This is a genomic window from Peribacillus frigoritolerans, assembly GCF_030676415.1.
In the GTDB taxonomy this organism is placed as follows: domain Bacteria; phylum Bacillota; class Bacilli; order Bacillales; family DSM-1321; genus Peribacillus; species Peribacillus frigoritolerans_A.
On sequence record NZ_JAUUTW010000016.1, the window covers coordinates 12,849 to 27,266 of the forward strand.

16 protein-coding genes and 2 pseudogenes are annotated in these 14,418 nt (G+C 39.7%); 5 read left to right on the forward strand and 13 right to left on the reverse strand.

Annotated elements, in window-relative coordinates; all coding sequences use genetic code 11:
• The first annotated feature begins 9 nt into the window (after nt 1-9).
• Nucleotides 10-660: a DUF6944 family repetitive protein gene (locus Q8G36_RS15650; RefSeq protein WP_305160785.1), complete on the forward strand. Its 651-nt coding sequence runs from the start codon at nt 10-12 to the stop codon at nt 658-660.
• Here the strand turns inward: Q8G36_RS15650 and Q8G36_RS15655 are convergent.
• Nucleotides 661-1,052: pseudogene (locus Q8G36_RS15655) on the reverse strand (VOC family protein).
• Nucleotides 1,053-1,320: 268 nt separating this feature from the next.
• Here Q8G36_RS15655 and Q8G36_RS15660 point away from each other — a divergent pair.
• Together Q8G36_RS15660 and Q8G36_RS15665 are read left to right on the forward strand one after the other, a co-directional pair.
• On the forward strand, nt 1,321-1,740 hold the full coding sequence (locus tag Q8G36_RS15660) for a MarR family winged helix-turn-helix transcriptional regulator (protein WP_305160876.1): 420 nt from the start codon (nt 1,321-1,323) through the stop codon (nt 1,738-1,740).
• 12 nt (nt 1,741-1,752) lie between these two features.
• Complete coding sequence (locus tag Q8G36_RS15665) at nt 1,753-2,952, forward strand: MFS transporter (RefSeq protein WP_305160786.1); 1,200 nt, start codon at nt 1,753-1,755, stop codon at nt 2,950-2,952.
• Nucleotides 2,953-3,118: 166 nt separating this feature from the next.
• Here Q8G36_RS15665 and Q8G36_RS15670 read toward each other — a convergent pair whose 3' ends face one another.
• The 5 genes from Q8G36_RS15670 to Q8G36_RS15690 all read right to left on the reverse strand — a co-directional run bounded on the left by Q8G36_RS15670 (nt 3,119) and on the right by Q8G36_RS15690 (nt 7,219).
• Nucleotides 3,119-4,351 carry a hypothetical protein gene (locus tag Q8G36_RS15670; RefSeq protein ID WP_305160787.1) on the reverse strand — a complete coding sequence of 411 codons (1,233 nt, stop codon included), beginning with the start codon at nt 4,349-4,351 and terminating at the stop codon, nt 3,119-3,121.
• Between the two features lie 25 nt (nt 4,352-4,376).
• Nucleotides 4,377-5,210 (reverse strand): hypothetical protein, encoded by an 834-nt coding sequence (locus Q8G36_RS15675; protein ID WP_305160788.1) that lies wholly within the window; start codon nt 5,208-5,210, stop codon nt 4,377-4,379.
• Nucleotides 5,207-5,893: an ABC transporter ATP-binding protein gene (locus Q8G36_RS15680; protein WP_305160789.1), complete on the reverse strand. Its 687-nt coding sequence runs from the start codon at nt 5,891-5,893 to the stop codon at nt 5,207-5,209. The genes Q8G36_RS15675 and Q8G36_RS15680 overlap by 4 nt, the downstream gene beginning before the upstream one ends.
• Nucleotides 5,890-6,270, reverse strand: coding sequence for a GntR family transcriptional regulator (locus Q8G36_RS15685; RefSeq protein WP_289314719.1), 381 nt, complete (start codon nt 6,268-6,270; stop codon nt 5,890-5,892). The genes Q8G36_RS15680 and Q8G36_RS15685 overlap by 4 nt, the downstream gene beginning before the upstream one ends.
• 193 nt (nt 6,271-6,463) lie before the next feature.
• Nucleotides 6,464-7,219, reverse strand: coding sequence for an AAA family ATPase (locus Q8G36_RS15690; RefSeq protein WP_305160790.1), 756 nt, complete (start codon nt 7,217-7,219; stop codon nt 6,464-6,466).
• Between the two features lie 245 nt (nt 7,220-7,464).
• Here Q8G36_RS15690 and Q8G36_RS29305 point away from each other — a divergent pair.
• A pseudogene (locus tag Q8G36_RS29305) lies at nt 7,465-7,611 on the forward strand (substrate-binding domain-containing protein); the annotation flags it as partial.
• Nucleotides 7,612-7,690: 79 nt separating this feature from the next.
• Here Q8G36_RS29305 and Q8G36_RS15695 read toward each other — a convergent pair.
• From Q8G36_RS15695 to Q8G36_RS15705, 3 genes are all read right to left on the reverse strand, one after another.
• Complete coding sequence (locus tag Q8G36_RS15695; RefSeq protein ID WP_305160791.1) at nt 7,691-8,224, reverse strand: GrpB family protein; 534 nt, start codon at nt 8,222-8,224, stop codon at nt 7,691-7,693.
• A 39-nt stretch (nt 8,225-8,263) separates the two neighbouring features.
• Nucleotides 8,264-8,764, reverse strand: a complete 501-nt coding sequence (locus Q8G36_RS15700) for a hypothetical protein (protein ID WP_305160792.1) — start codon at nt 8,762-8,764, stop codon at nt 8,264-8,266.
• Nucleotides 8,765-9,003: 239 nt separating this feature from the next.
• A complete protein-coding gene (locus Q8G36_RS15705; RefSeq protein ID WP_305160793.1) occupies nt 9,004-9,132 on the reverse strand; it encodes a hypothetical protein in 129 nt (42 codons plus the stop codon).
• A gap of 153 nt (nt 9,133-9,285) precedes the next feature.
• Here Q8G36_RS15705 and Q8G36_RS15710 point away from each other — a divergent pair, with 153 nt between their 5' ends.
• Nucleotides 9,286-9,843 carry a VanZ family protein gene (locus tag Q8G36_RS15710; RefSeq protein ID WP_305160794.1) on the forward strand — a complete coding sequence of 186 codons (558 nt, stop codon included), beginning with the start codon at nt 9,286-9,288 and terminating at the stop codon, nt 9,841-9,843.
• 535 nt (nt 9,844-10,378) lie between these two features.
• Here Q8G36_RS15710 and modA read toward each other — a convergent pair.
• The 4 genes from modA to Q8G36_RS15730 form a co-directional block, all read right to left on the reverse strand.
• Nucleotides 10,379-11,179, reverse strand: a complete 801-nt coding sequence (gene modA, locus Q8G36_RS15715) for a molybdate ABC transporter substrate-binding protein (RefSeq protein ID WP_305160795.1) — start codon at nt 11,177-11,179, stop codon at nt 10,379-10,381.
• Between the two features lie 70 nt (nt 11,180-11,249).
• Nucleotides 11,250-12,416 (reverse strand): MGDG synthase family glycosyltransferase, encoded by a 1,167-nt coding sequence (locus tag Q8G36_RS15720; RefSeq protein ID WP_305160796.1) that lies wholly within the window; start codon nt 12,414-12,416, stop codon nt 11,250-11,252.
• A 133-nt stretch (nt 12,417-12,549) separates the two neighbouring features.
• Entirely contained in the window at nt 12,550-13,149 is a 600-nt protein-coding gene (locus Q8G36_RS15725) for a DedA family protein (RefSeq protein ID WP_305160797.1), read from the reverse strand.
• Between the two features lie 17 nt (nt 13,150-13,166).
• Nucleotides 13,167-13,865: a polysaccharide deacetylase family protein gene (locus Q8G36_RS15730; protein WP_305160877.1), complete on the reverse strand. Its 699-nt coding sequence runs from the start codon at nt 13,863-13,865 to the stop codon at nt 13,167-13,169.
• Nucleotides 13,866-14,418 lie beyond the last annotated feature (553 nt).

Below are 14,418 nucleotides of genomic sequence, written 5' to 3' on the forward strand. Positions count from 1 at the left end.
GTTTGAGATATGATCACTCATGGAGATGACCTCCTTATTTCAGGAGCATGGCTACTGGGCATCGGCACACTTGTAGGCGCAATCGGGCAAACCCGGCAAACTTTAACGGGCACTAACCTCGGAAAAGACCTGGTCCTCAAAGGGAATGGCATCGAAGCCGTTGGAAATTCGCTGCAAGCAATCGGCCGTTCGAAAATGCTGAACCCGGAAAATGAACGTTCGGAAACCTATTTCATTTTCGGTGCTTGGCTTGAGGCTGTTGGCAATATCACAAATGCAGTTGGAATAGATATGCAGTTGAGTGGTTCAGAGGAAGAGGGAACCAGAACCGATGCACTCGGCAGTGGAATCCAAGGATTAGGAGCCGCATTTGAAGCATTCGGGGCATCATTGACTGAGGAGTCCCTTTCACGCTCTCATGAGATCACGGGAAATGGCCTCATTGCAGCCGGTTCTTTTTTGGAATCGATCGGAAATATTTTCATTTTAAATAAAAAGCGACGGATGGGAGAACAAATTCTTTTACTAGGCAGCTGGACCCAGGTTTTCGGTGCATTTATATTGATCGATGCCTTTTCACTTGACCCAGAACCCGAACAGCCTGAGAAAGGTAAAGATGGACATAACAGCCATTATAGCTATGCCAACCATTGCCTTTGATTAAGGGGCCGCGAGTTCGATCTTCATCCGATTGTGATCTTTGAAATATACCGCATAATGATCCTTCCCGCCTGCGAATGGATGCTTGTCGGCATATAGGATGGTAACTCCTTTGCCCCTTAACTTTCTGGTGATCACATCAACCTGATAGCTGGAAGTGGCATGAAAGGCTAGATGGTTAAGACCCACTCGTCCCCTATGATGGAACGTCAAGAAACCTGTTTCGGCTTGTACAAAAACAATGTACATCTCCCCCAATCTCCAACTCCTCCCGCTTTCCCACCCTGAAATGGCTCATAGCCCATCTCGTCCAAAAACCAGCCCCAAAAATCAATCGACCTATTTAAATTTGATACATACAGCTCAATATGATAAAGAAATCCCTTTGACACCTTTCATCTACTCCTTCTGATCACTTTTTTGGCCCTTTACTCGTGAGTTTGGGAGTTTTACTCGTGAGTTTCCGCCTTTCACTCGTGAATTTGGTGCTTTTACTCGTGAGTTTCCGCCTTTTACTCGTGAATTTCCGCCTTACTCGTGAGTTTGGGGCTTTTACTTAATACAAATCCGAGTGGACAGAATGGATTTGTTTTGATATTATAGTTACTCAGGGTAACGATTACTCACAGTAACTATATATTAATTTAAGGGGTGTTTCTGATAAAGACTTATCAAAAATTCTTTCAGCAATTATTGCTTCTGTACCGTCCATTTGAAAATAATCTTAATATCCAGCTGAACAAGCATGATTTACACAGGGCGCAATGGTCCATTTTATATTACTTAACCAATTATGGTTCGGCGACGCTTGTAGAGCTTGCCAATTACCAAAGTGTGGAGAAACCCACGATTACGAGAACCATTGCCCGCTTGGAAGAGCTGGGGTATGTCGAGCATGTACCAAGCAAAGATCGACGCGAGAAAAGAATGCGGCTTACGGAGCTAGGCTCTAAGATCTACAGTGAAGTCCGCGTGACAATCGATCAATACGAACAGGAAATCTTGAAAGGGATCACGGAAGAGGAACAACTCGCAGCCATCCGCATCATGGGCGAAATAAGAAATAACATAATTAAGTAAGGAGATAATAACATGGAACAATCCAGAACTAGACTGTGGACGAAGGATTTTGTCATCGTTTCTTCCATTAATTTTTTCATAACATTAATCTTTTATTTACTGATGGTGACACTTGCCATCTATGCTGTTAATGAATTGGATGCTTCTACAAGCGAAGCCGGACTCATATCGGGTATTTTTATTATCGGGACGTTAATCGGACGTCTGTTCATTGGCCGTTTCATTGATTCAATCGGCCGTAAGAAAACATTATTCATAGGTTTGATCTTTTTCACTTTGACAACACTTCTATATTTTGTGGATCTTGGAATTGGCTTCCTGCTTGTTAACCGCCTGATCCATGGGATGGCGATGGGGATGGCGAGTACTGCGACAGGAACGATCGTTGCCCAGATCATCCCGGCAACACGAAAGGGAGAAGGCATCGGCTATTACAGCATGAGCGCAACACTTGCGACGGCAATAGGTCCTTTCATCGGTCTGTATATGGCTCAACATACAAGCTTCCAAGTGATTTTCAGTTTCTGCCTGGCTTTAGGGGTGATCTCCCTGATTACAGCATTCTTCCTTTATGTCCCAGCATTGAAAGTGACGGCCAAAGTTTCGGAAAGCAAAGGATTCAAGCTTTCCAATTTCATTGAACCTAAGGCTCTGCCCATCTCGATCATCACTCTGTTATTGGCATTCTGTTATTCCAGCGTCCTTTCTTTCATCAGTTTCTATGCCATGGAAATCGACCTGGTCAATACGGCAAGCTTCTTTTTTGTCGTTTACGCAGTAGCCGTATTGTTATCACGTCCTTTCTCCGGACCGTTAATGGACCGGAAAGGATCGAACTTCATCATGTATCCGGCTTTCATGATTTTCGGAATCGGTTTGCTGCTTCTAAGTATAACAACCAATAGTTTCACTTTACTGGCAGCTGGTTTCCTCATTGGCCTTGGGTTCGGTAATATGCAATCAAGCTCGCAGGCGATTGCCGTTAAACTGACACCGCCTCACCGAATGGGGATGGCAACGTCCACCTTCTTTATCATGCTTGATGCAGGACTTGGTTTCGGCCCTTATATTCTCGGATTCATCATTTCAGTAACAGGGTACAGCACACTTTATGTCATCCTGGGTGTTGTGGTCATCGCAACCTCCGTCCTTTACTACTTCTTGCACGGCAAGAAGGAACGTTCAGCTAGAGCGAACTTAGCTTCCATTTAAATGAAAAAGGGATATCCTATTGAAGGATATCCCTTTTTCATTTAAAGCAGTATGCCGATTAATTACCCACCGGAATTCGACTTTAACGACCGATAATTCGACATTCACCAAAAGAAGCCGCCAAAAATGTTTATACTTTTGAGACAGCTTCTAGCGATAATGGTACTTATTTGACTTCCAAGCCATGGGTAAAAAATCCAATTTTTTTGCCGTTCTTTTTATTTGTTGCTTGCATGACTGTTTCACCTTTATATAAAGTCTTTCCAGTCTTGAAATCAGCGATTAGAAGTTGGGCAGGCTTGTATGTTAAAGAGCCCTCTTGATCAAATTCGTTGCCTAATAGGAAGTACACACGCCCATTCTTAAAGGCAGCGAAGTGCTGTTTCTTTTTATTAACAGGTAAACCTAGCTCCTGGTCATTCGTTAACGTTTGACTGCTTAGGTCAAAGGTTTTAATATGATAATTATCGGATTTCAGATCAATTAGGTAAAGGTTTTTCCCATCCACATAGCCTGATCTTGCCATGTCCAGGCTAAGCGATTCCTTTTTGGGCAATTTAACCGTTTCTATTTTTTCCGTTTCATAATGATAGGATAACAGTTTACTTTCATTTGGTTTTTCCTCATAGGGACCATCCTCATGATTTACCCCTTTCATTAAAGAAAATAAAACCATGTTGTTTGGCTGGGAGGGAGCAATATCAATTGGCATCTCTAAATCAACTTGATTGGGGTAAGTAAAGGTTTCAGATAAAAGGGTTTTATCTCTCAAAACTTTCTTATTAGCTAAATCGATCGTATACAGATGAACCTCTTTCATTTGCTTGTCATCGTTTGAATTCACATCATTCATCGTTAAAACCTGTAGTTTTGAATGGACCAACTGCACATCCCTGACATAAGTATTCATGATTCTCTCTTGATTCGGAAGCTCGATTTGGAAGGAAGTTTCTTCTTCGTCTTTCTTCTCCAGTAAACCGATATCAAATTCCGCTTCCATTTTCCCGCTCTTTGTAAATTCGCTATTCACCCAGGCGTAAGCCAGAAAGTCATCGTCTTCATATAAAGAATCAATGGAATCCTTACCACGCATAAATGAACGATGTTCTTTTATTAATCTCTCACTTTGATAATCTTGTCTTCCAGATAGTTTTTCCCAGTAAGACTTTTCACTGTCATACGTGGTTTGATTGGATTCAAATGTTAATGATTGATAAAATGAACTATTTTCAAACGAAGCATTTATGATCACCGGATCAAGCTCTTTATCATTGCCTTCCAGTGTCTTGAACGTATACTTTGGAAGGCCGGAAGCGGAGGATGCTACTTTGACATAATAGGTCCCGATGCTTAAGATGACAACCATTCCAATAATGATGCTGCATATATAACGTTTCACCTTGTTCACTCTCCTTTAATAGTTGTTATACGGTAACGCGATTTTTCAATAACCAGGAACCAAGCCAAATCGATAGTCCTGTCACAATGATTCCTAATGCGAGCAGCAAACCAAATAATTCATTAGGATAAAAATAGAAATTACCAAGCCCCATTACGAAAACAGGAGCTAAAAACAACGCAGCAGTGATTCCGCAATACACCAAGCCAAAAATGATACCTTTTATGCGGAAACTCCTTTCAAACATGATGGCTGTGAATAATATCGACATAACCATAAGACCGGCTCCATAGGAAAGCAGGAATTGCGTGAATGTACTTGGAATGATAAAGGACAAAACAACATTGACACTCATGATGGAAGAAGAAGACATTTCCATATTCAAGAACACTTCAGGCACGGTTGAATTAAATAGGGCATTTTCCATTGGTAAAATGATAATCTGCAAAGCAATCAATCCTAACACCATCAAAAAGATGGCCGTGGCTTTGGAAAAATAGATTGTTAATCTGGATGTCGGTAACATCAAAAGGCGATAAATGAACGTATTCTTTCCAAACCAATCACGGTACCAAATAAGGAAAATGTAAAAAATAAGAGCAACGGCACTTAACGCAATCGGTCCTTGAAACCAGAGGGAATTGGCGATATAGGTAAAATCAATGCCACCATTATTGGTTACAAAGGCGGCTTCGGATAGTCTTTCTTCCGACATGGTATCCCTGGCTCCATTAAGAAAATTCTTCGTTCCAATGATCACTCCAACAAATTGCGAAACCAAGGTGATCAACAATAAGCTAATATAGATTTTACTGAATCGATTGATTTCAAAATTCACTAGCTTTAAATATCGCATCATGCTTGATACACCTCTCTCATTACATCGACTACCGATTTTCCTTCCTCTTCCCGCATTTCTTCTGTATTGAACTCTCTTAACACTGTACCATTATCCAATAAAATGACCTTGTCGATTAAATGTTCAATATCACCGATTTCATGGGTCGTGATGATGACTCCTCTATCTTCAATAAGGTGGCTCGCAAAGACATCGGCAATTTGCTCGCGGCTAAACATATCGATTCCCGAAAATGGTTCGTCCATCAGTACATAATCCACGTCAAGGGACAATCCAAGCATCAGGTTGAGCTTAGCTGTATTCCCTTTTGACAATTCCGAAATGGGGGTCTCCTCTTTAAGCTTGAAGAAACCCATTAATTGGTTAGCTCTTCTGGAATTCCATGAAGTATAGAAATCCGCCATGAAAACCATAGCCTGTTTAATGGTCATTTGCGGAAGCATGATCGGTGCGTCGGGAATGAAGGTGATTTTTTCATAACTGTCCTTCGTCATCTTTTGATCATCGATCAGGATTTCACCTTTATATGGCGTCAAACCCATAATGGCTTTGAGTGTAGTCGTTTTCCCGACACCATTTATCCCAATCAGACACGTGACTTCCCCTTTATTAGCTGTAAAAGAAACACCATCCAAGATTTTTTTCCGGCCGTATTTCTTGGAAATCTTTTTTACTTCTATCATTTTTCTTCCTCCTCCCTTATTTCTTCCGAATATTTTTCTTTAACCACACGAAGCAGTTCATCAACTGGTACATTAATCGGACGAATCGCATCGACAAACGAATCGACGGCTGCCAAAATCAATTCCTGCCTCACAGCTTGTAGAATCGTTTCATTCGTCGTGATTTGACTGGGAAAATTTCGTTCAGTGTGAATCAAGCCCTGTTCCTCCATTTCTTTATACGCTTTTTGAGCGGTATTGGGATTTATATTCAGTGAAGCCGCCAGTTCTCTTCGGGAGGGAATTTCCTGTCCAGCCACGAATTTGCCTATGGCTATTTGTTCTTTAAAATGCCTAACGACTTGCAGATATACCGGTTCCCGGGTATTTACGTTCATTAAAACCACCCCCTATTTATTTTAAAAAATCTGATATGCGTGTATGTACTAAGTGGTTCATACACCTTATAGATGTACTATACCCGTAGTACACCTAAGCTGTCAATAAAGAATTTAAACAAAATGAAAACCCCCGAATGCTTGGTACAGTCGGGGTTTTCGATAATTTACTTTAGAAGGAGATCGTAAAATCTCATTCGAACAGATGATGAAGCAGACGATCTTTATCTTCAAAAAACTGTTTCATTAACAAATAATGATTGGACTCCTCTAAAGCCACCTCACTCATTCCCTCATCTGAAATTTGAAGGATTTTAGCATCCGGGTAGGCCATGATGATCGGGGAATGGGTGGAAATGATGAATTGGGAACCTTGTTCGGCAAGCTCATTTATCCTGGCCAGCATCGATATTTGTCTCAATGGTGACAAAGCAGCTTCAGGCTCATCGAGGATATACAATCCATTACCTTGAAATCGTTCTACAAAGGCTGAAAAAAACGATTCCCCATGAGATTGCTGGTGAAGTGACTTGCCACCGAAGGAATCGATGATTTTCGACCCAAATGATGCCTCCCTGTCCAATTCCTCTATATTCGTAGCTAAATTATAAAAGGTTTCCGCCCTAAAGAAAAAATGATCCTTCGGTTTGTACACGCCTTTTTTCAAACGGAGGTATTCGTCCAAATTGGAATGTGAATCATAATTGGAAAAATTGAAATTCAGCGTTCCGCCTTCCGGATTGAAGCCATACGCAATCGCAATACCTTCAAGCAAGGTGGACTTTCCCATTCCATTTTCCCCGATAACATAAGTAACACTGGGATGAAAAGCCACTTCCTGAAGGTGCTTGATAACCGGCAGATCAAGAGGGAAATGGTCATACGAAGATATTCGGTCTCTATTCAGGTAGATGCCCCTGATATACTGTGAATCATAATCCAGTTTCATTTGTAATCACCTTCTGTAGAATATATTTAGAGCGCATATGTGTCCTTCTTACATTCCATTAAGACTACAATCCAAGACGCCATTGATTAGCCCAATTGCTAGATTGATAATGTTTGATTCTAAATGACCGCCCACTTTGGATTAGTGTTACGTGAAATCCTTAGCTATTTAAAAAAGCAAAAAATCTCGATTCCTGGGGAAGTGGCCATTGTCAGCATTGATGAGCTTATACGGAGTTTTATGAACCATCCATCACAACAATCGGACAACCCATACAGCAAATGGGAATTAAAACAGCAGAGTTATTATTGAACCGGATAACTAATTCGGATCAGACCCCGTACATTACTTACCGGTTTGCCCCCGAACTGATTGTTCGAAGTTCATGCTAATTGCTCAAAAAAAAACGGCAGTTCGCATTCACTGCCGTTACCATCTTTCAGGTAATTTACAGAAACATGGCTAAATCTTTCACCTTTGAAACCACCCGCCATTCACCTCATTTTTAGCTGATTCTATGACATTCAGGATAAATGGCGCTTTCGCTTTGGTGTACCCCACTATATCAGCAGGATGCTTTTGAGCTAAGGTTAATTTTAATTGCTGATATTGTTTCCGTACGTCAGGATGGCTTCTTAGATAATCCCTAAATGAAAGTTGATTCTTCCACTGTTCACTTCCGAATCTATAGATATGCAAATGGTGTGTCCCTGCCCTCCATCGGCCTTTTCTAAAAAAACGCCTTTCGGGAAACTCCTTATGCGGGACAAATTCATACCCAATCGATTTCAATGGTTCAATGAACGTGTCAACTTCATCTAAATGTTGGACGCCCGCCATGATGTCCAAAATCGGTTTTGCCTCCAACCCTTCGACAGATGTACTTCCAATATGCTCAACACAAAGGGAATAGTTCTTTAAAACTTCCATGATCCTCGCTTTTTCCTGTTGAAATTCACTAATCCAATCAGGGTTATAATCCTCGATCTTAACTGTATTCCCCATGTACTCACTCAACTTTTCATGAAATAGTATTGTCAGCCATCATTTTTCATCACGTGACCATTTGACGATAGGATCTTGCGAGCTCGGCTCATAATAAGTTCCGGCATACACCTTTTCTTTTCCCGTTATTTTATTCGTTCGGATGACTGTATATCTTCCTTTATCATAATTTTTGGTAAGATAATATTTCCGGTATGAAAACCCTTTTTCGGGACCGGTTAATTTTTCTTTAGATTTATAATTCTGCGGCTTGTTCAAGCTCTCTTTCACGACACTTTTAATATTCAGCGGAGTGGCCTCAAGCTTAACACCATTTCGGAAATCGACACTCCTGGTCTCGGTTTTCCCTGAAGGCACGGATGCCATTTCGACCGTATCTTGGTTTTGTTCCGAGAAAGACTTTGTGACACTGTATGAATAAAGGATGTTCATGGAACTAATATTGTCTTTCATTTTTCCAGCAAATTCAGGCATGGTAAAATTCAATAGAAAAGTGATCGATATACATACGATTAATAAGATAAGCGAAATTTTCTTCATATTTACTCTTTCTCAACTATGTATTCTTGTAATTCAACTTGTTCATTTCCCTTGGGAATAATTCCAAATTTAGCGATTAATAGAATGGCAAGAAAACTGAAACAGCAAAAACTAGTATTATCACTTGTAATAAATGAAGCCGGTATAATACGAGATGCCAGCAATGAATTCAAAATATAAGAAAAAAGAAAACCCGAATAGGATAGGCAAATCAGGTAGTTTCCAATCAATATCCTCTTTTAATGTGCATACTCCGATTTAATTCCATTCCTGATACTGACACAATGTCTAAATTGCCTAATGAGACCGTATGTGAAACCAATAATTAACATGACTGCAATGAGAAAATCAATTATTGCTTCCTCCACTTTTACTCCTCCTTGGTCATTTGCTCTAATCAAAAAACTTGTAAAATATTACATTAAACTCATCATATACCATTTACGATAAAATGATAAATATTTCCTACTTTAATATTGGATTTGTATCATGAAAATTTTTGTAAAAGTCCTTTTATCGCTATGTATGATTCTTTATTTATTATTCTTACAATACTCATTTTATTTAAAACCTTCTCGATAACCGAAATAAATAATCATATTAGTTTTTCCTTCAATGCCCGCTATTGGGGATCCCATAACTTCATCCCTTTTAAAACCATTTTCCATTACCTCTTCTTAGCGGATGTAAATACATCCATCCGGATTGAGAACATAGTAGGGAATATCATCGGTTTTGTACCATTTGGCTTAATGCTTCCATTACTATCAAAAAGGTTTTCCCAATTCAAATCGATTTTGATTGCAACATTCTGTTTTAGCTTCACATACGAGATTCTTCAGCTTTTATTTGAATTAGGAAGTTTTGATACCGATGATTTGATCCTGTATACTCTCGGTGGGATTATAGGATACCTGCCGATTAAGCTGTTTTTACACAGTTTTCAAAAAAAATGGAACCAATCGCAGTCAAGCCCAAGGACAGTAATTTACTGTCTTTGTTTTGTGACAAGGTCCTTTTTCCGCAGCGTACGAATTAATCGCGTGTGGGTCGATTTATCCGCTTTTGTTGATAGATGAATTCAATGTTCTTATTCTTACGTTTAAAGTGAGATGAGGTTTCAATATAAAGGAAAATATACCTAATATTACTGTAGATGCATAAAAAAAAGACCACCAGCTTGGTGGTTACATTTTGTAGACAAAAGGGGTTCTATCAAAATTTTAAAACAAAGTTGATTGGAACGGAAGGTGCGAGACTCCTGCGGGAAAAGCGCGTCGAGGGGAGACCCCGCAGGCGCAAGGCGCCGAGGAGGCTCCCGGACCGCCCGCGGAAAGCGAGTGCCTGGAGTGGAAATCGACGTTCGATAAACCTTCATAAAAAAAGACCACCAGCTTGGTGGTTACATTTTGTAGACAAAAGGGGTTCTATCAAAATTTTAAAACAAAGTTGATTGGAACGGAAGGTACGAGACTCCTGCGGGAAAAGCGCGTCTAGGGGAGACCCCACAGGCGAAAGCCAAGGAGGCTCCCCGACCGCCCGCGGAAAGCGAGTGCCTGGAGTGGAAATCGACGTTCGATAAACCTTCATAAAAAAAGACCACCAGCTTGGTGGTTATTTCAAATTTTTAAATCCGTATTTTTCAAAGACTTTCATGGAGGCTTCCGTTTGGAGATAGTCATGGAATAGCTTGGCTTCATTGGCATGATCCAGGTCATTGATCATTCCGACGGGATATATGATCGGATCGTGTAAATCTGCCTGGGCTGCTGCAATGATTTCAACTTTTGATGAGTTGAGTGCATCCGTTTTATATACGAGGCCTGCGTCCACGTTTCCCGTTTCCACATATGTAAGCACTTGCCGGACATCCTTGGCATATACCAATCGATCTTCAACCTCTTTAAAAAGGTTCATGTTTTCCAAAGTTTGTTTCGCATATTGCCCTGCCGGTACAGACTCTGGAGTGCCAATCGAAATTTTAGCGGCTTTTGTGAGGTCTTCCAGCGATTCGATTTCCTTTTTGGAATCCTTTTGCACCACCAGCACCAGGTCATTGCCGACTAAATCGATTCCGTTTTTCTCTTCAATTAGATCTTCCTCTACTAATTTATCAAATTTATCTTCTGCAGCTGAGAAAAACAGGTCAACAGGTGCGCCTTGGGATATCTGTTGCTGAAGTGCTCCAGAGGCTCCAAAGTTATAATGAACTTCCACATTTGCATTCTCTTTTTCAAAAGACCCTTTTATATCATTTAAGGCATCTTGCAAACTTACAGCTGCGGAAACCGTCAATTCCACTTTTTCTCCGGCTTGCGCCTTCATTTCCGTTTTTTCCGCTTCATCATTTGAACAACCTGCGCCCACTGCCGCAAGCAGCATAATCGAAAAAATCATAAGGTATATTTTTTTCAAAATCACTCTTCCTTCCGACCTTTCATTTTAGGATCGCAGCCTTCCGGTTCAGTATGACACAGACTGCATCTCAGCTATAAAGAAGTTTGGGCTGTCGGGCTAGATAGGAAGGCGTACCATTTTGATTAAGATTAAGGATCAATTTCATGACCTCCACTATTCCCTCAGGTTTCTCCAACTCTATTTCCCTATGATAAGATTCTATGGATGTGTTCCATTTTTTCATTTTTTTCTGATCCTTCAATATACTCAGCAATTGTTTTTCAAAAGGCGTTTTCTGATTAAGTTTAAATACAAGTCCTTGTTGTTTTAAATATTGCAGATTAATTTCCTCCTGCCCCGGAAGCCTGGAATGAACAAAAATGGGAAGCCTTTTTCGCAATGCTTCGCTGATCGTGACACCGCCCGGTTTCGTAACGATTGCGTCAACTTCTTCGTAAAGCTTATTCATTTCAGACCTTGATGAGATATAAGGCAATGGTTTGATATGAGGTAAGTTCCATGTTTCGATTTCTTCATAAAGCTTGTTGTTATTTCCGCAAAGAACTAAATAATCAAAGTCAGTTGAATTCTTTAACTCATCACCTAAGTTCAAAATCCCTCCCAGACCGCTATTTCCTCCGGATATCAAAATTCTTGGCCGTTCTGTGTTTCTTTGTACACGGGCATTTTTAGTGATTTCCTCGTGCACGGGAATACCAGTGACCATCATCGTTTGTTTTGGTATTTGACGCTTACTCATCAGCTTTTCTTTTACTTCTTGACTAGGAAGAAAATGGGCATCTATCCCTTCGCTTCCCCACACATTATTAATAAAAAAGTCGGTGTACACGTTTATAACCGGTGTGCTGCACTTCCCTTTCATCTTTAACTGACTCAAAAGATAGGAAGGGAAACCGTGTGTACACACAATTAAATCAGGCTTTTCTTCTTCTATCAATTGTTCCAATTTATTCATGAATAGTTGCTGATACCACTTAAATATCCGTTCCTTTGGCGAGTGCACATAAAACAGATTCTTATAGGCAAGATTATAGGTTTCCGGCGCATAACGGATCCATGTAAGATAACTATTTACAATGATTTTTTCTAGAGAGGTATTGGTATAACTGATTAGATCGATTTTTTTATAAGTAATCCCATTTGAATGCTTTTTTAACATATCCATTAATGCCTCTGCAACTTGATGATGTCCCGACTGCATTCGAAAGAGAGGTAAAAACAAAATCTTCTTCATATGTGTCATCTCCTAAGAAATCATTCTGAAAATACGAAATTATATATAGTTCATGATATCTTCCTCTTACAATATCGTTGAACAAATCCCTTAAATGGATCTCATTTCTAACGCTTTATAATAAGGAGTCGACTCAACTTTTGGACATTTGTTTTCTCTTTTTCACGTATTTGATAGTAACATATAGTACAAAAATAACTAAAAATACAACACCTAAATATGGAACATATTTAGGATTAACATTAAAAGCATCCCCCACATAATAACCGGCCACTATAAAAGGGACGGTCCAGAGTATGGTGCCTAATAGGGAAAATAGGAAGTATTTCCGAAAGGGTATAGAAGAGATTCCTGCAAAATATGGACTGATTTGCCTTATTCCCGGAATATAAAATCCCAATACTAAGGTTTTTTGTGCATTATCCGTATAGTTTTTCTTTGCTTTCTCCCAGCGTTCACTCGTAATTCCAATGAATCTTCCATATTTATTTATAAATGGATACCCCACATATTTTCCGCATGCATAAGCCGCAAGCATTCCGATAAAGGCGCCGAGAATTGCACATAGCATGGCTAAACCAATAGAGAGCTTACCTTGGACAACCAACACCCCAATTAGAAATAGAAGTGATTCTTCTGGTGCAGGCACTCCCACAATGCCGAAGAATAAAAAAAGAAAAATGATTAGGTATCCATATGAATCAATAAAATGTAAAAGCGTATCTATATTCATAATACCCCCAGAATAATTTATAAGTCTTTTAAAGTAATAAAGTGTGTTCCCTTTTCCTTACTCTCCTGCAGGTAAATTTTTAACATTTCAATCATATAGCCCGGTGCTTCTTTATCCGCTCCCAAGGTTTCACCACAGTCATGAAGCAACAGGATGGAACCTTCTGTCGAAGTGCTTCGCAGTTGATCAAGCAGAGTATTTTTGCATTTTTCGACTTTCCAATCCCCGAAGATGCCGGACCACATTATCATTCTATATTTCTTACTGAAAAGTGGGGTGAACATATTAAAATGACCCCATGGCGGTCTATAAAAAACAACCTTTTCATTCGTACATTCATTTATCGCCTTTTCAGTCATTTCCAACTGTTTCCGTAGATGGATTGGTGATAGGATCCAACTTGAAACATGATGAAAATGATGGATACCTATAGTATGTCCCTCTTCATGCATTCTTTTAATAATCTCAGGATTTCTTTTCACTTTACTGCCAACAACAAAAAATGTGGCCTTTATCTCATATTCTTTTAAAAGATCAAGTAATTTTATCGTGTATTCAGGGTTTGGACCATCATCGAAAGTTAGCGCAATCCCATTATTCGAATTGATTTTTTTTGTTATTCCCAGACTGCATACACGAATAAGCACCGTTGGGATAATAGTATAAAATATTAATAGCAATAATAAAATAATAAAACTAATCAGCCATATATGCATCACACAAAACTATCCTCTCATTATTGATATTACCAATACTGATCCTTTCCCTATATCATAATCGTTTACTACCATGCAGCAAATGTTATTGTATTCAGGTAATTCATTATAAAACCTCTCCTTACAATTTAGCATTTTTTTTTCATTATTTTCACTTATCATTATTTTTTTATTTTTGTAAAGGTTGAAGGACATTAGTTCTATTACAGCAATGTCTGCAGTTTTTTTCTTTGAAAACCGTTCCAGTTGATTCCACCCTTTTAGGATTACTGTAAAAAACTATGAAGGATCCCCTATCTTAAACTTGCTTCGGGATATGTCCGAGCCTTCAGTTTTTTCTTGAAATTACATTCCAGTTGATTCCAGAAATCCGCTCCCTTTCCGCCGACTGTCTGCGTCTGCCGAGCCTCCTCGGCGCAAGCGCCTGTGGGGTCTCGGCTAGCCAGTTATTCGGCAGGAGTCTCGCAAATTTCTTCCATCCTTTAAGGGGGACTGTAAAAAACTATGAAGGTCCCCTATCTTAAGCTTGCTTCGGGATGTGTCCGAGCCTTCA